This is a genomic window from Streptomyces sp. NPDC057010, assembly GCF_042673805.1.
Taxonomy (GTDB): domain Bacteria; phylum Actinomycetota; class Actinomycetes; order Streptomycetales; family Streptomycetaceae; genus Streptomyces.
This window is the reverse complement of the sequence record NZ_JBHUSC010000002.1, coordinates 393,065-414,378: the sequence shown is the minus strand read 5'-3', so window position 1 is coordinate 414,378 and position 21,314 is coordinate 393,065. Positions and strand designations below refer to the sequence as shown.

The following is a 21,314-nucleotide window of genomic DNA, read 5'->3' as shown; positions in this document are numbered from 1 at the left end:
CGCCGGGGGCTCCGGCCCCGGGCTGCGCGGCGCCGGGCCAGGCGCCGGGAGCGGGTGCGGGCGCGGGCGCGGAGACGGGCGGTGCGGGCGGCGCCGCGGGCGGCGCGGCCTGGACCGCGGGCTCCGGCGGCGCGGGAGCCCGTACCGGCTCGACGGGAGCCACGTGCGCCGGAGCCTGGGCGGCGGCCCGAGCGGCGGCGACACCGCCACCGGGGCCGACCGGCGCCATGGCGTGCGCCTCGGGGGCGGGCACGTACCCCATCGAGGGGGCGGGGGCGGCCGCGAAGGCGGCGGCCCCGCTGCGCTCCAGCCGGTCGAGCCGAGCCTGGAAGGACCGCTCGTCGCCGAAGGCGGCGGGCAGCAGCACGCGGGCGCAGATCAGTTCGAGCTGGAGCCGCGGCGAGGTCGCGCCCCGCATCTCGGTGAGCCCGGTGTTGACCAGATCGGCGGCGCGCGACAGCTCGGCGGCCCCGAAGACGGAGGCCTGGGCCTGCATCCGCTCCACGACATCGGCGGGGGCGTCGATCAGCCCCTTCTCCCCGGCGTCGGGCACGGCGGCCAGGATGACCAGGTCCCGCAGCCGCTCCAGCAGGTCGGCGACGAAGCGCCGGGGGTCGTTGCCGCCCTCCACCACCCGGTCGACGACCTCGAAGGCGGCGGCCCCGTCCCCGGCGGCGAAAGCGTCGATGACGGAGTCGAGCAGCGAGCCCTCGGTGTACCCGAGGAGGGAGGTCGCCATGGCATACGTCACACCGGCATCACCCGCACCGGCGAGCAGCTGGTCCATAACGGACATCGAGTCACGCACGGACCCGGCGCCGGCGCGCACGACGAGCGGCAGCACGCCGTCCTCGACACTGGCACCCTCGCGCCCGCAGACCTCGCCCAGGTAGTCCCGCAGCGTCCCGGGCGGGACCAGCCGGAAGGGGTAGTGGTGCGTCCTGGACCGGATCGTCCCGATGACCTTCTCGGGCTCGGTGGTCGCGAAGATGAACTTGAGGTGCTCCGGCGGCTCCTCGACCACCTTCAGCAGGGCGTTGAAGCCCGCCGAGGTGACCATGTGCGCCTCGTCGATGATGTAGATCTTGTACCGGCTCGACGCGGGCCCGAAGAAGGCCTTCTCCCGCAGGTCACGGGCATCGTCCACACCACCGTGCGAGGCGGCGTCGATCTCGATGACGTCGATGGACCCCGGCCCGTTGCGGGCCAGGTCGCGGCAGGACTGGCACTCCCCGCAGGGATCCGGAGTGGGACCCTGCTCACAGTTCAGGCACCGGGCCAGGATGCGCGCGCTGGTCGTCTTTCCACAGCCGCGCGGCCCGCTGAACAGGTACGCGTGATTGACCCGGTTGTTCCGCAGGGCCTGCATCAGCGGTGCAGTGACATGCTCCTGCCCGATGACCTCGGCGAACGACTCGGGGCGATAGCGGCGGTACAGCGCAAGGGACGACACGTCTACGAGGTTATCCGGGCCCACCGACAACGGTGGCCCGCCGACGCCACTCAGGGCTCCCGGGAACGCAAAGGGCCCCCCACGCACCCGCCAGAGCCCACTTACCCTTGCTGCCTTCCGGCCCTGGGGGAGTTGGGTGAGATAGCGCCACGTGAGGGGCTGGCCCCCACCCTAGCGGATCCCGGCCCCCGGAATCGAGCCCGCGCCCCCCGCCCCGATCCCACGACCCCCCACCAGGACCCCCGCAGACGATCACGTTCGCGAGCACCCCTCAACGTCTTGTATTGTTTGCGGCGGAGGATTCGCCTAGTGGCCTAGGGCGCACGCTTGGAAAGCGTGTTGGGGGCAACCCCTCACGAGTTCGAATCTCGTATCCTCCGCCAGCCCCGAGGGCCGGACCGCATCAGCGGCCCGGCCCTCGGGCGTCTCCCCGGTTTCACGGTGCGATTCAGCCGTCCTCGGTCCGCGCCAGGTGCTCCCACTGCGCGAAGTAAGAGGCCGACTGGCGGAAGAGCCTCAGAGCCGCCGCGATCTCCCGGCCCGGGGCGCGCAGGGAGCGGCTGAGCGAGGAGAAGGCCTTGAACAGGGCCTCGAACAGGGCGATGGCCTCGACACCGTCCTGGACCGATGCCGACAACCCCGTCAGCTGTTCCAGGAGGTCGGCCGGACCTTCCGAGGGCGTGTCCGAAGCCTGCAACGGCATGCTCCGCTGGAAGGCAAGACCCGCCCGTACCGCGGCGTCGAGGGAACCCATCTTGTCCGCGAACCGCTGGGCACAACCCTTCAGGTCGGCGGCCGGGTCCTCGATCGCCCGCGCGAACCGGTGCAGGATCGCCTGCTGGGTGCTGGAGGGGGCGTCGGGCTGCCAGAGCGTCGGCAGGAACTCCTCGGCGGCACCGGTGATGCGCTGGAGGGCGTCGGTGGCACCGTCCAAGTCCTCCGTCATCGCCTCCATCTGCTCCTCGACGACGGCCATGCGCTCCACGAGGCCGGGGGAGTTCTCGTCCTCCTCATCCTCCCCCACGCGGGCCGGGGAGAACGGGTCGGTGCCCAGGCCACGGAGGATCCTGGCCGGCGTCAGCGGTTCGAAGGCACCACGGAGCATGGTCTCCAAGGCGGCTTCGAGCTTCTTCCGGGCATCGACCAGACCGCCTTTGGTGTCGGCCTGGAACTGGATGGTCCTGATCGGCGAGATGTCGAACGGCAGCCGTCCGTGTTCGCCGATGTGGATGACCGGTTTGCCCGTGGCGTGGCGCAGCCCGAGCTCGTACATGACGTTGGGGTTGCCGCCGCCCACGTCGGCGATGACAAGGTCGTCCTGGAGTACGTGGCGGCAGATCTGGTCGGTGATCTCGCCCGCCTCGGCGATACCGTCGGAGCGGACCGGCGTGACCCCGTAACGGGAGCAGGCGGGCAGGACGACCTCTTCGAAGATCCGCAACGAGTGTTCGTACGCCTCCCGTTCGAGGCTTCCCTGCTCTGCATGTTCGTTGCCGATCGGGGTGATCACGAAGCACGACCAGGTGCGCGGGGGGTCTGCCAGGTCTTCGGTCGTGCGGACGGCGGGGGGCGTGATGGTGGTCATGCGCGGTCCTCCGTTTCGGGACGGTCGTCGCAATGAGTGGACGGGTCGGCCGGGTCCTCTTCGAGAGGCACCGCATACACGGGCCTCTCCTCGATGCCGAGAGCGCGCAGGAGAAAAGCCGTCGGGATGCGGTAACAGCGGCCGACCCTGAGGACGGGACAGGGGAACCTGCCGAGGCGGATGAGCTTGTACGCGGTCGCGGAGCAGATTCCGAAGGCGCGAGCGGCCGTGCGCAGATCGACGGAGAGGGGCAGATCGAAGGCTTCCGAGAAGGACAGCGACCGTCGCCGTTCCCAGGCGCTCACCGGGGTGCTCCCACGGGGCGCAGGGACAGAGTGCCGATCGGCGGGCCCTCGCCGGGCCTCCGGGCCCGGAACACAAGGTCACTCAGCCCCATCCGGTCCGCAAGGGCAGTGAGTCGGGCCTCTTCGACCGCGGCGGACGAGAGGGTGAAGCGCAGCGGCGCGGAGAGTCCGTCCTTCCTGTCGGGTGGAGCGACGTAGAGGCTCCACCCCTCCGCGTCGGGCAGGTCCTCCTCGGCGGGCAGGCCCTCGGTCCGAGCCGCCGCGATCGCCGCGACATCGGCGACGGGGACCTCGCGCAGCACACGGGCTCCGTACGCCCAGAGCCGACGGCACGCCAAATCCGCCATCGCGGAGCCCAGCCGGGGGTCCCCCGGGTCGGCGGCGGCCAGCGCTTCCAGGAACGCGGCCGCCGCCTCGGACTCGGCGTCCGCCTCGTCCATGAAGAACCGACGCACAGCAAACGCGACGGGGCCACGCAATCTCGGCAGGGCCAGCCACAGCGCGAGCAGCGTCCAGCGGCCGGATCCCTCCGCTTCCCTCTGTGCAGCACCGACGACCTCCCGCCACACCGCGACAGCCGCCTCGGCGCGCGGCTGCCGGATCAGGTCGCGGGCCGCCCGCGGGGTCAGGTATGCCGGTCCCCCGGCGAGGGGCGCGGTGATCAGGAGAGGGTTGCCGGCATCGGCGTCTGCCGCGCCGATCTCTCGTTCCAGGGAGCTGAACAGGGTCATTCCCATGTGTCGTCGTCTCCTTTCGTCACGTGCGGGGGCAGGAAGAGCCGGGCGGACAGGGAGGAAGCCCGGCCCAGCGCGATGAGGGCCTCCAGCCAGAGCTCGAAGGGGCCGGACGGCGGGTGCTGCGTGGTGGGGATGGTCTGGGACGGTGGCACGCCGAAGACGATGTGGAAGGTGTTCTGCGTGATGCCTCCGTTGACCTCGCCCTGGACACCGATGCCGTGGCCGACCGCCTGGTGCGGGAGCGTGGTCACCGGGGTGCAGCGGATGGCGGTGTGGTGCCTCGTCCGGCTCGCGGAGCCGGGCCCTGCTGGTAGCTCAGGCCGCCCGAGACGGATCCCATGACCGCGACTCCGTGGCCCACGTGCTGGGTTCCGAGGGTGGGTTTCGGGGCGGCTGCCGGGGCTTCGTCGCGTGCGGGGGCAACGCCGTCCGTGCGGCGCAGCCCGTCGCCCAGAAGGTCACCGGAGGGGCTGGGTACGTAGAGCCACGCCGGCTGCCGGAAAGCCTTGCCCGGGACGACGGCCTCGACGCGGACGCAGCGGTCGGGGTGCAGGCCCGCGAAGCCGCTGAGGATCACGTCCTCGTAGACCCTCTGGGAGAAGACCGCCGCCAGCGGCGTGACCGCCGCGCTGGAACGGGCGAGGGCCTCCTTCACCGGCTCTGAGTCCAGCAGCCGGTGGGTGTCATTGCGCGCCGTGCCCTCGCCGTCGCCGGCGTGCCCGGTGTCGGGGAGGGGGCCGACGTGCACGCTCATGCGGAGACGGAGGCCGAAGCGGCTGTCGGTGCGTGCGTTGTGTTCGGTGAGGGCGTCCTGCAGCCGGTCCACGAAGGGCCAGACGACGAAGGGCAGGAGCGCGGTGGGCAGACCGAAGGCGATGCCGTCGCCGGTGTGGGCCGGGAACCGCTTGGCGCGTGCCAGCTCGGCGAGTCCGGCGGCGCGCAGGGCCCGGTCCACGAGCGCGGGCACGCGGCGGCTGACATCGGGGTGCGCAAGGGCCGGGAGGCGGGTGAGTCCTTGGCGTCGACGGCGAGGACACCGACGTACGGGGGCATCGTGCGGCTCTCGCCCCAGGGAACGAGGTGCGGTTCGGACACTGGCATCCTCCTGACGAGGGAAGTGTCGGTTCAGGCGCTGCTGCGACTGATCCGAGGATGCGCGGCGGCCGCCGCCCGCAGGCGGAAGGGTTTCCGGCAGGCGACCGGCCGCTTGTGCTTGCCCTCCGGTGCGGTCCGGTCAGTGGGCGCCGAAGCCGGCGATCTCCCGGCGCAACGCCATCTCGTCTGCGATCGTGACGCGCCGGCGGCCGCGAACGAGGGCGCCGGCCTGCTCCAGAGGCCGCAGGGCCTTATCCCGGAGGGTCCTCCCGGATACGTGGAAGAGAGCCGCCAGTTCTTCCTGGTCCATGCCCTCCAGATGCCCGGAGTCCATTTCTCCGGCTACGGTCAGCAGGAACGCGGCCACCTGGGACCGCAGGGGCAGGACACGCTCTCGTGCCCGCTTGAGATCCTCTCCGTACGCCCACTCCAGCACCTCGGCGAGCAACCGGCCGGGCAGGCCTAGGCCGTTGAGGTAGTCCGTGAAGGCGGGAGCCGTGATCCGCACGGCGGTCGCGTCCGTGATCGCTGTCACCCAGGCGCTCGTGCGACCGCCGCGGAGGGCCGACAGGTCACCCAGAACGCACGGTGGCTCGCGCCGCGCGAGCTGCAGCTGCAGGCCGTCGGCTGTGGTGACGGTTGCGTTGACCACGCCGTCGGTGAGGGCCAGGACATAGCCCAAATCCTCGTTTCCCGGAACCAGGACGTCACCCGGGCAGAACGTCTGCTTCTGCTTCGGGGCCAGCTCCAGCAGCCCGCGCCAGCGCTTGTCGTACAGCCACATGCTCGCTCCTCTCGGCCCGCGCGGGGCCGGCTGCCCTGCACGGTCAAGAGAGTTGTAAGGCGCGCGCTTCCCGCCACGGGCACCATCCGGGGCCGGTGCTCCCTTACCCCGGTGCGTGCTCCGGCGCGCGACGGAGGCGGAAGGTGGGCCCGATAGGGTCCGGGGTGTGTCCTCGCACTGGATCGGTCAGGTCACGTGATCAAGGGCCCGACTCCTGTGGTTGCAGTTCTGGTTGCGTTTACACACGCCGAATTAGGGCGTTTCGGTCAACTGGGTAGCCCCGCTCCCGCCGCACCGCGGCGCCCCGCGGATGTCGGCGCCCACCAAAGGTGGAGTCCTGTCCCATACGGCATCTGGGATCACAGGGGTACGACATCCTTGAAACGCGCGGCGAGTCTCCCCGCCGCCATGGTCCTGATCTCGCGAGGTGCCCCGGCATGAAGCCCCGATCGACGCTGGCGACTTGGCTGGGCGGCCTCGACGGCTGCCGTCTGGCACGCGTGCTCGGGACGCGGAGGGACGCCGCGGCCACTCCGGAGCCGCGCTCGATGGGGGAACTGGCCGACCGTCTTCAGCGCCCGGGATCGGTGGCGCTTGCCCTGCCACAGCTCGCGCTGCCACATCTCCAGGTCGCCGAAGCGCTGGCCGCGCTGCCTGCGCCCGCGTCGCGCGATGCCCTGGCAGAACTACTGGGAGCGGCCGACGACGACACCACACGCGAACTGGAGGCCGTACTAGAGGCTCTGACCGATCGTGCTCTGGTCTGGCCGGACGGCGTGGAGAGACTCCGCATGGCCGGACCGCTGCGGCAGTCGTGGGACACACCCCTGGGTCTGGATGCCCAGCTGGAGGAACTGCTCGCCGGCACGACCTCCGACGAGCTGCGCGGAATGCTGGCGGCACTGGGCGTAACACCGCCGAGCAGCAAGTCGCAGCGGCTGGCCGCGCTGGTGGAACACCACAGCGACCCGGGGCGGATCCTCTCCGTGGTCGCGAAGGCCCCTGCGGCGACCCGGAAGCTGCTCGAAGGCCGAGCGGCGGCTGGGCCCGCGCGATTCGTCATGTTCGGGAGTCCGGGCCCCCATTCCGAACCGGGCGATCGATGGGCACTGGACCGGGGGTTTCTGATCCAGGAGCGTCACCGCTACGGCCCGGCCCGTATGCCCGCCGAAGTGGCGCTCGCGCTGCGCGGGCCCGGCTGGCACGCTCCGTTCCAGCCCGTTCCGTCCCCCGTGGGATTGGCGCCCGTCACCCCGAGGGAGGTCGACCGCGAGGCGTCGGCCGCCGCCTCGGCGTTCGCCGCCGGCGCCGCCTCGGTCCTGTCGGCCTGCTCGGCGGCCCCGCCGGCCCCGCTGAAGTCCGGCGGGATCGGTGCGCGCGAACTGGCCCGGATCGGCAAGGCCGCCCAGGCCGACGACGCCGTCGTACGCCTCACCCTGGAGACCGCGTACGCCGCCGGGTTGCTGGCCCGGGACGGCGATCGCATGGCACCCACCGAGGCATACGACGCCTGGGCCGAACACGAACCCCCGGCGCAGTTCGCCGTACTGCTCCAGGCATGGCGGAACCTGACGCTCACCCCCACCCAGGCCCGCGACGAGGACAACAAGGCGCTCCCCGCGCTCGCCGGCCCACCGCCCTGCAATGGCTGTGTGCAGGCCCGCCACGGGCTGTTGACCGCAGCCGCGCGGCTCCCGGCAAGGCAGGGCGTGAGGGTCGCGTCGGATCTGGGGCCGCTGATCGCCTGGCACCGCCCACTCGCCGACTCGTCGCCCCAGGGCGGAAAGCCGTTCGCCGCGGTGATCCGCGAGGCGGAACTCCTTGGCGTGCTCGCGCGCGGGGCCCTGTCCGCCATCGGTATCCACCTGCGGACCGGCGACGCGGAGGCGCTGGGCATCGAGTGCCGGCGGCTGCTGCCCTCGGCTGCCGCAACAGCCCGGATCGGCGCCGACCTCACCGCCGTCGTCACCGGCACACCGTCCGCGCGACTGGCCTCACTCCTGGACTCCGTCGCCGACCGGGAGACCAGCGGCACGGCGTCGGTGTGGCGGTTCAGTGCCGGCAGCGTCCGCCGGGCCTTGGACGCCGGCTGTGTGCCCGAGGACATCACGGCCGAGCTGGCCGCCGTCGCCACCGGGCCGCTGCCGCAGCCACTGTCGTACCTGATCGCCGACACCGCACGCGGCCACGGACGCGTGCGCATCGCCCCCGCCGCCTGCGTCCTCCACGGCGACGAGCCCGCCCTCCTGGCCGAACTCGCCGCCCATCGCAGGCTCGCCAAGCTTGGATTGCGACAGTTGGCGCCGACGGTACTGGTCAGCCGCAGCCCGCTCGACAAGACTCTCGCCGCGCTCCGGGCCGAGGGATACGCCCCCCGTGGCCGAGACGGCCGAGGGCACGGTACGCGTCGAAAGGGCCCGGCCTCGGCGGGCGGCCGCCGCCGTTCCGGCTCCACGTGGCTCCAGGGCGAGAGTCGGCGACCGGACCGCTGCCACGAGCGCGGCGGAGGAATCCGCCGCCCTCGACCCGAGCGCTCTGGCGACCCGGCTGCTGGCCGCCCCGGCCACGACTCCCGAACCGGCGCCGTTCGACGGAGGAGTGCCCTTCGCCACGGACACCGAGGAGACGGTCGCGGGATGGGCGAAGCGCCTGCCGTACAGCGATGTCCGCCAGCTCGCTCATGCCATCGATGCCGGTCAGGCCATCACGGTCGAGTACGTCGCCACATCGGGCAACCGGACTGTGCGCACCCTCAGCCGTCTGGACCTCGATCCGCCCTACCTCGAAGCCTGGTGCCACCTCCGGGACGCCGAGCGTGTCTTCACCCTCTCCCGCATCCATGGCGTTATGAGCGCCGCATTCGAATGAGGGACGGGACCGCGAGCTGAACGTGCTCGGCAAAGCCCTGCGGTCGGTTCACGATGCCGTCGGGTCGGCGAAGCCGGCGTCCCTGCCCCCGCCCCTCCTCCCATCCAAGATCTTTTCGGCGAGGCCGGGCGGCGGGCCCCGCGCCCAGGCACATCGGTCCGTCCACATGGAAGGGACACCGTGAGCCTGGCCCGCACGACCGCTGAACAGTTGGTCCGCACCTGTCGCAACCGCGATCACTGATCGCGTCGTGGCGCCTCCGCGTCAACCAGAGGGTGGTCGGCAGCCGGTTCCGCGCGTCAGGAGCATCGCTTCAAACACTCGAGGTGGCTGACCGAGCCTGCCTCACATGCGGCAGGCGCCACGGGACACTTGAGTTGGTCAAGGGCACAGCCCATATCGTTCACGAGCTGGCCACAGCCGCTGGGCTCGAATCCAGTACACCAGTGGTGACGCCGGTCAGCACTGCACCGCGATGCGCGCACTGGGCCGATCCCAAGCACGGCGTCATCGCCTTCACTCCGACGGGGATGGGCGTGGGCTCGAACGACTGCCTCAGCGTGAAGCTGGGTGCTCCCTGAGACCCAGCAGTCATTCGCCGGATGAGGGCGGGGTGAGTGCGGCCACAGCTAGGGTGGGCCGAAACAGCGAGGACGCTGCACAGCCAGTTGGAGGTGAGAGGTGGGGGTTGCTGACCCCTCGGCGATACGGGTGCCGGTAGGGGAAGACTCCCATCTGTGGAGCACCAGGACGACGAGTCGCAAGGTTCTGCTAGTGGCCCACAACGTCACTGCTGCCGGACGACTGCTGGACGTCCTGCCGCTGTTCCGCGACGACTTCCGCGTGCAGCTGTTGGTCACCTCTACTGGTTCGTCCGCCTTCCGGTCGGGGCTCCACGAACTCATCGCCGAGTTGGAGCTGCCCATAGTGCCTTGGGGGCAGGCCCGGTCAATGCCGGTAGACCTCGCAGTGTCGGCCAGCTTCGGCGGAGAACTCCCCGAAATTCAGGGCAAATTGATCATTCTATCACATGGTGTTGGATATACTAAGAAGCTGGCGAGGCCGGGAGCCGGGAGCCGGGAGCCGGGAGCCGGGAGCCGGGAGCCGACCTTCGGCCTGTCGGCCGACTGGCTCCTGCACGATGGCAAGCCGTTCGTGGACGGTCTCGTACTGTCTCACCCGGAGCAGCTGGAGCGGTTGCGCCGCGCATGCCCCGAAGCCGAAGACACGGCGGTCCTCGCCGGGGATCCCTGCTACGACCGGATGCTGGCCGCACGGCAATACCGCGAAAGGTTCCGTCGGGCCCTCGGGGTACGCCGCGGCCAGCGCCTGGTCGTACTGAACTCCACGTGGAACCCTGAAGGGTTCTTTGGGAACGGGGGCGGCCAGGACGTCCTGCCGAGCCTGCTGCCACGGCTCACCGCCGAGTTGCCGGCCGACGACTACCGACTGACCGCCATCCTGCACCCGAACGTCTGGTACGGGCACGGGCCGGGCCAGGTCCGTGCCTGGCTGGATCAGGCACGCCGGAGCGGGCTTACCTTGATCGACCCCGTGCATGCCTGGCGGCAGGCCCTGCTCGCCGCAGACGTCGTCCTGGGCGACTTCGGCGCGGTCTCCTACTACGCGGCGGCCCTCGGCATTCCCGTGATGCTGGCGGCCACCGGACAGGAGCGGCTGGACCCGGAAGCCCCGCTCTCAACATTCGTACGGGAAGCACCCCGGCTCGATCCGCACCGCTCCCTGCGGGAGCAGGTGGAGAGGGTCATCGCCGCTCACCGGCCACTCACCGGGCCCCCCGAGTTCACCAGCTCGGCGCCCGGCGCCTCGGCAGCCCTCCTGCGTCGGCACTTCTACGCCCTGATGGACCTGCCGGAGCCTGAGGCCCCCGCACTGCTGGAGCCGCTGCCCCTGCCGCCGTACGAGCCCCCGCTGCGTACCGCCCCGCTACTCGTACGGACGGAGGTCCAGGGGACCGAGGTCGTGGTCCAGCGCTCCACGGGACATCCGTACGGGGCTGGCGGCATCGCGCACCTCGCGGTGCACGAGGACACTCTCGACCCCGGCATCCTGGAGTCCGCCGATGTAATCACGCAGATCGGACAGCCGGACGATCCGCGCCTGGGCAGCCCGCAAGCATGGACGTCGGAGGTGCTCGGCCGGTATCCGCACTGCGCGGTCGCCGCGTACGTGACGGGACCGCACACATGCACCGTCCGGAGCCGAGAGCACGGCTTGTACCGGCTGTCGGCCGCCCCGGAGTCGGATGCCGATCCGGCGGCCTGCGCCTCCGCGCTGGCCGCGTGGCTCGCCACTGGTGGCCGCGTGCCCCCAGGCGGCAGCACGCTGCGGATACGGGTCGCCGGTGGAGTGCACCCGGTGTCGGTCGAGCCCGTGCTACCGAGCGACCTCACAGCGCAGCCGTAGGGCAGCCAGGTACCCGAGGTGCGGGATGGCGGCCGGCGGGAGCAGCCGCTCCGCAGTTGCGATCCTCGCCAGTGCCTCGGCGTTATCACCCGCGTCGTGCAGGGTCTCGGCCAGGTCGGTGAGAGCGCGGGCCTGGTTGTACGCCTCTCCTTGCTCCGCGAAGAAGTCCGCCGCGGCCTCCAGCAGGCTGCGCGCCTCGTCGAGCCTTCCCATTCCACGCAGGGCCCGTCCGTGGTGACGCCGGGACAGGGCGTGCGCACGTGGAAGGTCGCCCGCGCCCTCCTGGTCCGGCTCGATCGCAGCGTAGATCGCGTCTGCCGCGACGAACCGCTCGAGTGCCGCCTCGTACAGCCAGCGGTTCAAGTTCAGCAGCCCCTGGAGCTCCACGGACGACGCCTCACCTCGCAGGTGGCCGGCCTCGTGCTCCGCCCTGGCTGCGGCGCTCGCCTCCCGGTCCGCCTCGTCCCAGCGGCCCAGCTCCCCCAGGCAGTGGGCGAGCTGGAAGTGCAGCGCACCCGCGATGCGGGTGCCCGGCTGGTGCTCATCGGCGCAGCGGGCCGCGAGACGCAGTGCGGGCAGTACGTCGTCCCAGTGCCCCGCCTTGAGCTGGAGGGGCCAGAGGGCGCGCCCGAGCCGTAGCGCTGTGCCGGTGTGCTCGTACTCGCGGGCGACGAACACGGCGCGGACCAGGTTTCCCGCCTCCGCGGCCAGCGCCGCCACGCCCTCGGCTTCGTCGCGGTACGGTTCCCCCCGCTCAGGTGCCGGCTCGGTCCGCCAGCTCTGGGGGAGGGCCGCGTGTGCCGCGTGCAGCGCCCGGTTGAGCAGGTGGTCCAGGGTCCGGGCGAGAGCCGCCGAGCACTCCGGGATCCCGTGCGCCGGGCCGGCCGCGTCGGCCAGGTGGCGGCGGACCTCGGGCCGGAACCGGTACCGCTCGTCGGGCAGGGGTTCCATGAGCTGGGCGTCAGCCGCTTCCGCCAGCATGCGGGCGGCCTGGTCCTCGGCGACGCCCGCGGCCGCTGCGGCGAGCGGCACGGTGATGGACGGCCAGCCGCCCAGGGCGCTCAACCGGCACAGCCGCGCCGTCTCCGGCCCGATCCGGCGACAACCGGCCTCGGTCGTGGCGCGTACCGGATCGCTCCCCGGTGCCCCCGGCACCAGATCCGACAAGGCCGGCTCCGTGTCCTCGGTCAGCAGGCGCATCGCCGTCGCCCTCACGGCGAAGGCGTTGCCCGCGCACTGGGCCAGTAGGCCCGGCATCTGCGACGTGGCACGCGCGACCCTCTCCCGGCCCGCGACCTTCCTCATCATCTCCAGGGCATCACGGTCGCTCAGCCCGGATACGGGGACGGGCTCCGCCTCCATGGCGAGAGGCGGCCCGGACACGACCACCAGCAGGAAGACTTCCGGTGTGGCCGGGATGAGACTGCGGACCTGAGCGACCGAGGACGCGTGGTCGACCACCACCATCGCCCGGCGGCCGTCGGTCAGCCGCCGATAGAGCTGCTCACGGCCCGCCTCGGTAGGCGGAATCCGCTCGGCCTCCACGCCCATCTGCCGGAGCAGCCGCAGCAGGACCGCCGACGGAGCCGGGCTCAGCTCCCCGGAGCCGTCTCGGAGGTCGACGTAGAACTGTCCGTCAGGGAAGCGGTCCCGGCACACGGCACCCAGGTGCAGGGCCACCGCGCTGGTACCGATCCCCGGAGGGCCGTACAGCAGCGCAACGCGCGGGCGCCCGGCGGCCGGGCGGGTAGCCTCCCGCCGCAGCTGCTTCACAACATCCTTGCGGTCGGTGAAGTGGCGTGTGGCCGGGGGGAGCCCGCTTCCGGCAGGAAGCCCGGCTGCGGACTCGGGAAGGCTCCGGAGGAGGAGGGACCATTCGCCGGCCTGGCGCCGGTCGTCACCCAGACGAGCGTGTACGTGGCCGGCCAGCGACTCCCAGCCTTCCCTGGTGGTGGGCAAGGGCGTCTCTCGCCCGGTGGCCCTTCTCGCCAGTGCGCCGGTCGACAGCAGCAGTTGCTTGCCCATTTCACCGGCCGCACCATTGCCCACCGCGGTGAGGAATGCGGTCAGTGCACTGAGGGCGATGATCTCCAGCATGTCGGCCCCTCCCCTGGTTCCCGATCTGCCACTGCCGGACTGTAACCCTGCGACAGCAGCCTGGGGAAACACTCCGATCAAGCCAACTACGGGCCGAACTCACGCAGATGAGCCCTGGCCCGGCCACGAAACGCGACGGTGAAGCCACACGGTCGGTAGCAAGACGGCAGCCGCGTGGGCGTGCTTCATCGACGTAGACCAGGCAGCTGATCTCCGACTGCGCGACCCGACTCTTCATCGAGCAGGGCTTCGAGCAGACCACCATCGCCGAGATCGCCGCCGCCGCCCGCGTGGCCAAGAAGACGGTGACCAACTACTTCCCCCGCAAGGAAGACCTCGCCCTCGACCACCACGAGGCCTTCACCCAGGGCCTGGCCCGGACCGTCGCCGAGCGCGAGCCCGGCGAGGAACCGCTCGCCGCCCTGGGGCGCACCTTCCGCGCCGCCCTGCTGGAGCACAGTCCCCACCGGGCTCGCCTTCGCCCGCATGGTCACCGAGAGCCCCACCCTCACCGCCCGGCTCCGCGAACTGCACGACCAGCGCGAGGAGGCGCTCGCCGCGGCCCTCGCCGCCGCCGCGACGGAGACCGCGCCGGACACCGATCCGCCCATCGCGCCCCGGGCCGCCGCCGCCCTGATCGCCGCGGCCGACCGCCTGCTCTTCCGCCGCATCCAGGAGCTCACCCTCGCCGGCCGCACCGACGCCGAGATCGAAGCCGCCCTGCTCCCGGAGGCCGACCACCTCCGCGCCCTCCTCGGCGCCGCCCTCGGCAGCCGGCCGTGAACGCGGAAGGCCCCGACCCGGAAACCGGTCGGGGCCTTCCGCGAGCTCCGGCTCAGAAGAGGTCCGAGAAGAACCGGTAGCCGGTGGGGTCGCCCGGCATCTGCCAGTGGAAGCCCTGGAGGAGGAAGCAGGCCACCAGGTTGCTCACCACGAAGAAGGCCAGGACGGCCAGGGTCACGGCGGCCGCGCGGTGCAGGGCGGGGGAGGTCCGGGCGGCGTCGAGGGGCTGGGCCTCGCGGGCCAGGACCAGGTTCACGCCGCCGGCGAGGACGGCGGTCAGGAAGGTGATCGCGGCCCAGGTGTAGAGGTGCAGGCCGAAGAGGGCGCCGGCGTAGCCGGGGTCCGGGGGCACGATGTGCATCAGCACCTGCGCGCCCGAGACGGTGCTGCCGATCAGCGCGGAGACGATGGCGATGCCCCAGCCGGAGGTGAACTCGGCGGTGCTCACCCGGCCCTTGCGGGACCGCGCGATGATCATGGCCGGCCCGATGGCGCTGAGCAGCATGAACATGCGCTGCAGCAGGCACATGGGGCAGGGGTACTCCCACAGGCCGAACTGGAAGACGTAGGCGCCGCCGATGGTGGCGCACATGCCCAGGACGTAGGCGTGGGCGAACCAGAGTCCGAGGCGGTTCGACAGCCGGGCGGAGGGGGGAGCGTCCACGGGGGCGGGGGCGGGGGCGGCGGTTGCGGTGGTCATGGTCGGCTCCTCCTCAGAAGCTCAGGCCGAAGGCGCGGTCGAGGTGGGGAAGGAACGCGAGCGTGGTGGCGGCCAGGGTGCCCGCCCACACCAGCAGCCGCGTCCCGCGCGGCCAGTCGCGCAACACCGCCCACACGCACAGGGAGATCAGGAGGAAGAGAAGGGTGTACATGGTGTCCTTGCTTCATCGGAAGGCTCTTGACCTCAGCCTCCGCCCGGGCGCCGGACACCGGTAGGACCCGCGGATCGATGGACCCATAGGGCCGGCCTATGCCCCGGCCCCCGATCCCCCGGCCCCCCGATCCGCCCGATCCGCGTCCCGCTCAGAAGAGGGCGAGGGCGCCGACCGCGGGGGCCGCGTACAGGAGCGGGAAGGGGACGTGGGCGTAGTGCCTGGCCCGGACGACGGTGATGACGGCGCCGGCGAAGTAGAGGATCAGGCCGACGGCCGCGGCGACGCCGATGAACGGGACGAAGAACCCGGCCACCAGGCCCGCCGCGCCGGCGACCTTGGCGGCGCCGAGGAGGTTCCACGCGCCGCGCGGGACGCCGTACTGGGCGAGCGGCCCGACCACGTACGAGGCGCGGAAGAAGATCGAGGCTCCCGAGAACCCGGCCATGAAGGCGGCGACGAGGGTGACGACGGTGGCGGTGGTGGACATGGTGTGTGCTCCTCTGTTGTCCCTGCGGTCGGTCTCGCTTCAATGACCCGCCGCCCCGCCGGAGTGTGACCGCGCCGCGAAAAAACTTCTCCTAGGCTGCGGGCGTGCCGTCGTACTCCATCGGCCAGGCCGCCGACCTGTTGTGCGTGAGTCCCGAGACCGTCCGCCGCTGGGCCGACGCGGGGCGGCTGCCCGCGCGCCGCGCCCCCGACGGGACGCGCACCGTCGACGGCGCGGCCCTCGCCGCCCTCGCCAGGGAGCGGGCCGCCGGACTCCACCCGCTGCCCGCGAACGCGCCGGCGACCTCCGTACGGAACTCCTTCGCCGGGATCGTCACCGGCGTGCGGCTCGACGAGGTGGTGGCCCAGGTCGAGATCCAGTCGGGCCCGCACCGCCTGGTGTCCCTGGTGACGCGGGAGTCGGTCGAGGCCCTCGGCATCGCGGTGGGGGTGACCGTCACGGCGCGCGTGAAGTCCACCGAGGTCCACATCGGCCTCGCCTGATGCGGAACGCGGCCTCAGCCGCAGTGCAGCGCCGCGTACAGGTCCAGCTTGTGGTCCAGCCGGGAGAGGTCGCGGCCCGTCAGGACCTCCACCCGCTCGATCCGGTAGTGCACCGTGTTCACGTGCAGGTGCAGGGCCTCCGCCGTGCGCGCCCAGGAGCAGTTGTTCGCCAGGAAGACCTCCAGGGTCTCCCGCAGCATCCCGTCCCCGAGCGCCCCCAGGACCTGCGACCGGAACACCGCCCGTACCTCCGCCGGCACCCCCGCCAGCAGCCGGGCGAGGGTGTCCAGCTCGACGACCCCGCGCACGGGGCCCGCCCCGTCCGCCGCCGCCGCCAGGGCGAACCGGGCCTGGCCGAGCGACGCGCGTAGCGCCTCGGCGGAGCGGGCCGCCGTGCCCGTGCCCAGCCGCAGATCGGCCTCCGGGCCGACGCACGCCTGGAGCAGCGGCCACGCCTCGCGGAGCCGGGCCGCCGCGTCGGACGTCGCGGCCGGGTCCTCGTACAGCACGGCCGCCGAGCGCCCGACCGCGTACGGGACCCCCTCCAGGTGGCCCAGCGCCTCCTCCAGGGCGTCGCCCGAGGTCGCCGCCAGGGCCCGGTAGGGACCGCCGGCCGGCAGACCGGCCGCGCCGAGCGCCTCCTCCAGCGCCGTCGGGTCGGCCGGTCCCGGCCCCTCCAGCAGGGCGATCAGCTCCTGCCCGGCCGAGCGCGCCCCGGCGGCCCGCCGGGTCCGGCCGTCGCGGTACTGGGCGAGGACCTCGGCGATCTCGTGGAGCACCCGCGGAGGCGCCGCGTCCGGGTCCGGGAGGTACAGCTGCCAGGCGTCGTACGGGGAACTCTCGGCCTCGATGCGCAGCGAGACCCCGCCCCGCGCGGACGCGGCGACCGCCCGCCGGGGCGGGAGAGCGGGGGCGGACGGCGTACGGGCGACGGTGCGGCCGCTGGCGGTGAGCACGTAACCGCTGATCCGGCCCAGGTGGGCGCAGGCGCGGTCCAGCAGTTCGGCCGGTCCGGAGCCTCCCTCCAGCAGCCGGCTGAGCTCTGCGCGCACGTTCTCGGGAAGGGCGAAGATCCTGGTCGGGCGGCGGCTCAGGTCCCCCCAATGCCGCAGGTACACCGCCTCGGTGACGGCGCGGAAGCTGGTCCGCGCGGGGACGGCCACGATCGGCACCCGGTGGGCGCGGCAGGCCGCGACCAGTTCGTCGGGGACCCGGCCGTGGGTCTCCTCGCCGGCGAGCAGGGCGGTGGCCCCGGCCTGGGCGAGGGCGGTGACGAACCGTTCCGCCTTCGCCTCCGCCGTGTCGCCCTCGGCCCACCAGACCAGTCCGCTGAGGACCAGCTCGCCCGGGCCCAGGAAGCGGCCCGGGTCCTCCAGGTCGGTGGCGGTGACCCCGCTGACCTCCTGGCCGAGAAGGGCGTCCTCGCCCCAGAGCAGGGTGAGGCCGAGATTGTCGGTGTGGAGCAGGTCGAGGACGTGCATGGCGGGTACTCCTTGCGGTGGGTGGCAGCCCACATTCGCGAGGCCAATACGAGAAATCTCATCGTAAATGCAAGGACGAAAGCCTATACGACCTCTTGGTTGATCCTCCAGGGAAATCCCTCGGGCAGGGTCCGCTTTCCATGCCGGGGACCAGTCGTTTCGGCCACGCCCCCGTTGCTTCACTGACGGAAACACGTCCGTACGGAGGGGTCGGTGGCGCGAATTGGATCTCAACACGGTGCTCGACGTGCGTGACGCGCGGCGCCGCGAACCCTGGCGCCCCGGCGACGCCTGGCTCGGCGGCGGCACGTACCTCTTCTCCGAGCCGCAGCCCCACCTGCGCCGCCTCGTCGACCTGTCCCGCATGGGCTGGCCCCCGCTGTCGTGGCAGCCCGACGGCTCCCTCGACATCGCCGCCACCTGCACCATCACCGAGCTGTCGCGGTTCGGGCGGACCCTGGCCGCCACCGCCGCCCCGCTCATCGAGCAGTGCTGCCGGGCCTTCCTGGCCAGCTTCAAGATCTGGAACATGGCGACCGTCGGCGGCAACCTCTGCAACGCCCTGCCCGCCGGCCCGGTCATCTCCCTGTCCGCCGGCCTCGACGGCACCTGCCTGCTCCAGGGCCAGGACGGCTCCACCCGCCGGCTGCCCGTGACCGACTTCATCCTCGGCGCGGGCGTCAAGGACCTGCGCGACGGCGACCTGCTGCGCTCCGTCCGCATCCCGGCCCGCTCCCTGGCATGCCGTACGGCCTTCCGGCAGGCCTCCCTCTACGGACTGGGCCGTTCCGGAGCCCTGGTCATCGGCGCCGCCGACCCCCGGGACGGCTCCTTCGCCCTCACCGTCACGGCCGCCACGACCCGACCCTTCCGCTTCTGGTTCGCGCTGCCGCCCACCGCCGCCGAACTGCGGGCGGCGATCGACGACACCGTCCGCGCCGACGAGTGGTTCGACGACATCCACGGCCTGCCCGCCTGGCGGCGCCACATGGCCCTGCGCCTGGCGGAGGAGATCCGGGCCGAACTCACCCTGGAGGAGTCTTCCCGATGAGCTACGGCATCGAGATCAACAGGCAGCGCTTCGAGGACGAGCCGCGCGCCGGCCAGTGCCTGCGCACCTACCTGCGCGAACGCGGCTGGTTCGGCGTGAAGAAGGGCTGCGATCAGGGCGACTGCGGCGCCTGCACCGTCCACGTGGACGGACAGCCGGTGCACAGCTGCCTCTACCCGGCGGTCCGTGCCGAGGGCCGCTCCGTCACCACCGTCGAGGGGCTGTGCTCACCCGGCGGTGAACTCCACCCCGTGCAGCAGCAGTTCCTCGACGCCCAGGGCTTCCAGTGCGGCTTCTGCACCGCCGGGTTCCTGATGACCACCGCCGCCCTCCAGGCCGAGCGGGGCACCGACCACGACGACGGCAAGCTCGACGACCTCCCGCGCGCCTTCAAGGGCAACATCTGCCGCTGTACGGGCTACCGCGCCATCGAGGACGCCGTGCGCGGGGTCAGGCACACCGAGCGCCCCGAGGCCGGCCAGGCCGTCGGCAGGAGCCCGGGCGCCCCGGCCGGCCCCCAGGTCGTCACCGGAACCGCCCGCTACACCTTCGACGTCGAGGTGCCCGGGCTGCTGCACATGAAGCTGCTGCGCTCCCCGCACCCGCACGCACGCATCGTCTCCATCGACACCGCCGACGCCCTCCAGGTCCCGGGCGTGCACGCCGTCTTCACCCACCACGACGCCCCCGAGCGGCTGTACTCCTCCGCCCGGCACGAGCACCCCACCGAGGACCCGGAGGACACCCGCGTCCTGGACGACGTGGTCCGCTTCGTCGGCCAGCGCGTGGCGGCCGTCGTCGCCGACAGCGAGCAGGCGGCCGAGGAGGGCTGCCGCCGCGTGGTCGTCACCTACGAGGAACTCCCGTACGTGATCGACCCGGAGGAGGCGATGCGGCCGGGCGCGCCCGTCATCCACCCCAAGGGACCCGAGTCGCGGATCGCCCGCCCCGAGAACAACGTGTGCGGCGAAGTGCACGGCACCATCGGGAACATGGAGGAGGGGTACGCGCAGGCGGACGTCGTCCACGAGGAGACCTTCCACACCCAGCGCGTGCAGCACGCCAGCCTGGAGACCCACGGCAGCCTCGCGTACTTCGAGCCGAAGGAGGACGGCGACGGCGAGCGCATCACCGTCCGCTCCTCCACCCAGGCGCCGTTCCTGACCCGGCGGGCGCTGTGCGCCCTCTACGACCTGGGCGAGGACGAGGTCCGCGTCGTCGCGGGCCGCGTGGGAGGCGGGTTCGGCGGCAAGCAGGAGATGCTCACCGAGGACATCGTGGTCCTCGCCGCCCTGAAGCTGCGGCGCCCGGTGAAACTCGAATTCACCCGGGCCGAGCAGTTCTACGGGGCCACCACCCGCCACCCCTTCAAGATCACCGTCAAGATCGGCGCCAAGGCCGACGGCACCCTCACCGCGCTGCGCATCCGCGTGCTCTCCAACACCGGCGCCTACGGCAACCACGGCCCGGCGGTGATGTTCCACAGCGTCGGCGAGTCCTTCGCCGTCTACAAGGCGCCGAACAAGGAGGTGGAGGCGTACTCGGTCTACACCAACGGCGTGCCCGCGGGCGCCTTCCGCGGCTACGGTCTGGGCCAGGTCCTGTTCGCCCTCGAATCGGTGATGGACGAACTCGCCCGCCGGCTCGGCATGGACCCGCTCGTGCTGCGCGAGAGGAACGTCATCGGTGCGGGCGACCGCATGGTGACCCCGATCGGCCACGAGGAGGACCTCTTCATCGCCTCGTACGGGATGAAGCAGTGCATGGACGTCGTGCGCAAGGCCATCGCCGAGGACCGCAGCCACGAGGAGGTGCCGGAGGGCTGGCTCACCGGTACGGGGTCGGCGCTCGCCATGATCGCGACCGGGCCGCCGGGCGGCCACTTCGCCGACGCCCGGGTCAGCCTGCTGCGCGACGGCACGTACGACATAGCGGTCGGCACGGCCGAGTTCGGCAACGGCACCACCACCGTCCACAAGCAGATCACCGCCGGCGCGCTGAACACCACGGTCGACCGGATCGCCGTCCGGCAGTCCGACACCGACGTGGTCCGGCACGACACCGGCGCCTTCGGCTCGGCCGGCACGGTGGTGGCGGGCAAGGCCGTGATGCTGGCCGCCGACTCGCTGGCGGAGCGGCTGCGGACCTTCGCGGCCCGGCACACGGGCGTGGCCCGGCACCTGTGCAGGCTGGAGGCCGAGGCCTTCGACTGCGCGGGCCGCACCGTCACCCTCAAGGAGCTGTACGAGGCCGCGTACGACACGGGCAGGCTCGACGAGATCGCGGCGGACGGGCACTGGGGCGGCTCCCCGCGCTCGGTGGCCTTCAACGCGCAGTGGTTCCGGCTGGCGGTCGACCCGGACACCGGCGAGATGAAGATCCTGCGCAGCGTGCACGCGGCGGACGCGGGCAAGGTCATGAACCCGGTGCAGTGCCGCGGCCAGGTGGAGGGCGGCGTGGCCCAGGGGCTCGGCGCGACCCTCTTCGAGACCGTACGGGTGGACGAGCGCGGGGAGGTCACCACGGCCGCGTTCCGCCGCTACCGGCTCCCGCAGTACGCGGACGTGCCGCGCACGGAGGTGCACTTCATGGAGACCTCCGACGCGATCGGCCCGCTCGGCGCCAAGTCCATGAGTGAGAGCCCCTTCAACCCGGTGGCGCCGGCCTTCGCCAACGCGCTGCGGGACGCGACGGGGGTCCGCTTCACGGAGATGCCGGTGACACGCGATGTGGTGTGGCAGAAGATGCAAGGAGAAAACAACTAAACAGCTGACAACTGCCAG

17 protein-coding genes, 1 tRNA gene, 1 other RNA gene and 2 pseudogenes are annotated in these 21,314 nt (G+C 72.1%); 8 read left to right on the top strand and 13 right to left on the bottom strand.

Annotation, left to right across the window (positions count from 1 at the left end):
- Together ACFTXQ_RS04505 and ffs are read right to left on the bottom strand one after the other, a co-directional pair.
- On the bottom strand, positions 1-1,453 hold a 1,453-nt coding region (locus tag ACFTXQ_RS04505), incomplete at its 3' end, for a DNA polymerase III subunit gamma and tau (RefSeq protein WP_382635767.1).
- A 68-nt stretch (positions 1,454-1,521) separates the two neighbouring features.
- An RNA gene (gene ffs, locus ACFTXQ_RS04500) (signal recognition particle sRNA small type) lies at positions 1,522-1,616 on the bottom strand.
- Between the two features lie 132 nt (positions 1,617-1,748).
- Between ffs and ACFTXQ_RS04495 the strand changes: the two genes are divergently transcribed.
- A tRNA-Ser gene (locus ACFTXQ_RS04495) sits at positions 1,749-1,836 on the top strand.
- Between the two features lie 65 nt (positions 1,837-1,901).
- Here ACFTXQ_RS04495 and ACFTXQ_RS04490 read toward each other — a convergent pair.
- The 6 genes from ACFTXQ_RS04490 to ACFTXQ_RS04465 all read right to left on the bottom strand — a co-directional run bounded on the left by ACFTXQ_RS04490 (position 1,902) and on the right by ACFTXQ_RS04465 (position 5,959).
- Positions 1,902-3,038, bottom strand: a complete 1,137-nt coding sequence (locus tag ACFTXQ_RS04490; RefSeq protein ID WP_382635765.1) for a hypothetical protein — start codon at positions 3,036-3,038, stop codon at positions 1,902-1,904.
- Positions 3,035-3,343 carry a DNA-binding protein gene (locus ACFTXQ_RS04485; protein ID WP_382635763.1) on the bottom strand — a complete coding sequence of 103 codons (309 nt, stop codon included), beginning with the start codon at positions 3,341-3,343 and terminating at the stop codon, positions 3,035-3,037. Before ACFTXQ_RS04485 ends, ACFTXQ_RS04490 begins: the two co-directional genes overlap by 4 nt.
- Positions 3,340-4,080 (bottom strand): hypothetical protein, encoded by a 741-nt coding sequence (locus ACFTXQ_RS04480; RefSeq protein ID WP_382635762.1) that lies wholly within the window; start codon positions 4,078-4,080, stop codon positions 3,340-3,342. The genes ACFTXQ_RS04485 and ACFTXQ_RS04480 overlap by 4 nt, the downstream gene beginning before the upstream one ends.
- Positions 4,071-4,331: a hypothetical protein gene (locus ACFTXQ_RS04475; protein ID WP_382635760.1), complete on the bottom strand. Its 261-nt coding sequence runs from the start codon at positions 4,329-4,331 to the stop codon at positions 4,071-4,073. The genes ACFTXQ_RS04480 and ACFTXQ_RS04475 overlap by 10 nt, the downstream gene beginning before the upstream one ends.
- On the bottom strand, positions 4,328-5,047 hold the full coding sequence (locus tag ACFTXQ_RS04470) for a hypothetical protein (RefSeq protein WP_382635758.1): 720 nt from the start codon (positions 5,045-5,047) through the stop codon (positions 4,328-4,330). The genes ACFTXQ_RS04475 and ACFTXQ_RS04470 overlap by 4 nt, the downstream gene beginning before the upstream one ends.
- 267 nt (positions 5,048-5,314) lie before the next feature.
- On the bottom strand, positions 5,315-5,959 hold the full coding sequence (locus ACFTXQ_RS04465; protein WP_382635757.1) for a Crp/Fnr family transcriptional regulator: 645 nt from the start codon (positions 5,957-5,959) through the stop codon (positions 5,315-5,317).
- A gap of 437 nt (positions 5,960-6,396) precedes the next feature.
- On the opposite strand from ACFTXQ_RS04465, the pseudogene ACFTXQ_RS04460 reads away from it, so the two are divergent.
- The 3 genes and pseudogenes from ACFTXQ_RS04460 to ACFTXQ_RS04450 form a co-directional block, all read left to right on the top strand.
- Positions 6,397-8,202, top strand: a pseudogene (locus ACFTXQ_RS04460) (helicase-associated domain-containing protein); the annotation flags it as partial.
- A 133-nt stretch (positions 8,203-8,335) separates the two neighbouring features.
- Positions 8,336-8,827 (top strand): WYL domain-containing protein, encoded by a 492-nt coding sequence (locus tag ACFTXQ_RS04455; protein WP_382635792.1) that lies wholly within the window; start codon positions 8,336-8,338, stop codon positions 8,825-8,827.
- A 774-nt stretch (positions 8,828-9,601) separates the two neighbouring features.
- Positions 9,602-11,254: a hypothetical protein gene (locus ACFTXQ_RS04450; protein ID WP_382635755.1), complete on the top strand. Its 1,653-nt coding sequence runs from the start codon at positions 9,602-9,604 to the stop codon at positions 11,252-11,254.
- Here the strand turns inward: ACFTXQ_RS04450 and ACFTXQ_RS04445 are convergent.
- A complete protein-coding gene (locus tag ACFTXQ_RS04445; protein WP_382635753.1) occupies positions 11,225-13,351 on the bottom strand; it encodes an ATP-binding protein in 2,127 nt (708 codons plus the stop codon). The genes ACFTXQ_RS04450 and ACFTXQ_RS04445 overlap by 30 nt on opposite strands.
- 206 nt (positions 13,352-13,557) lie before the next feature.
- Here ACFTXQ_RS04445 and ACFTXQ_RS04440 point away from each other — a divergent pair.
- Positions 13,558-14,134, top strand: a pseudogene (locus tag ACFTXQ_RS04440) (TetR/AcrR family transcriptional regulator).
- 52 nt (positions 14,135-14,186) lie between these two features.
- Here ACFTXQ_RS04440 and ACFTXQ_RS04435 read toward each other — a convergent pair.
- The 3 genes from ACFTXQ_RS04435 to ACFTXQ_RS04425 all read right to left on the bottom strand — a co-directional run bounded on the left by ACFTXQ_RS04435 (position 14,187) and on the right by ACFTXQ_RS04425 (position 15,496).
- Positions 14,187-14,834 carry a disulfide bond formation protein B gene (locus ACFTXQ_RS04435; protein WP_382635751.1) on the bottom strand — a complete coding sequence of 216 codons (648 nt, stop codon included), beginning with the start codon at positions 14,832-14,834 and terminating at the stop codon, positions 14,187-14,189.
- 13 nt (positions 14,835-14,847) lie between these two features.
- The gene (locus ACFTXQ_RS04430) at positions 14,848-15,006 is read right to left on the bottom strand and encodes a hypothetical protein (protein ID WP_382635749.1); all 159 of its coding nucleotides are present in this window, start codon (positions 15,004-15,006) and stop codon (positions 14,848-14,850) included.
- A gap of 151 nt (positions 15,007-15,157) precedes the next feature.
- Positions 15,158-15,496, bottom strand: coding sequence for a DoxX family protein (locus tag ACFTXQ_RS04425; protein ID WP_382635747.1), 339 nt, complete (start codon positions 15,494-15,496; stop codon positions 15,158-15,160).
- Positions 15,497-15,600: 104 nt separating this feature from the next.
- Here ACFTXQ_RS04425 and ACFTXQ_RS04420 point away from each other — a divergent pair, with 104 nt between their 5' ends.
- A complete protein-coding gene (locus ACFTXQ_RS04420) occupies positions 15,601-15,999 on the top strand; it encodes a TOBE domain-containing protein (protein WP_382635745.1) in 399 nt (132 codons plus the stop codon).
- Positions 16,000-16,013: 14 nt separating this feature from the next.
- Here ACFTXQ_RS04420 and ACFTXQ_RS04415 read toward each other — a convergent pair whose 3' ends face one another.
- Entirely contained in the window at positions 16,014-17,480 is a 1,467-nt protein-coding gene (locus ACFTXQ_RS04415) for a PucR family transcriptional regulator (protein WP_382635743.1), read from the bottom strand.
- Positions 17,481-17,703: 223 nt separating this feature from the next.
- Here ACFTXQ_RS04415 and ACFTXQ_RS04410 point away from each other — a divergent pair, with 223 nt between their 5' ends.
- Positions 17,704-18,531 carry an FAD binding domain-containing protein gene (locus ACFTXQ_RS04410; protein ID WP_382635741.1) on the top strand — a complete coding sequence of 276 codons (828 nt, stop codon included), beginning with the start codon at positions 17,704-17,706 and terminating at the stop codon, positions 18,529-18,531.
- Positions 18,528-21,296 carry a molybdopterin-dependent oxidoreductase gene (locus ACFTXQ_RS04405; RefSeq protein ID WP_382635740.1) on the top strand — a complete coding sequence of 923 codons (2,769 nt, stop codon included), beginning with the start codon at positions 18,528-18,530 and terminating at the stop codon, positions 21,294-21,296. Before ACFTXQ_RS04410 ends, ACFTXQ_RS04405 begins: the two co-directional genes overlap by 4 nt.
- Positions 21,297-21,314: the final 18 nt, after the last annotated feature.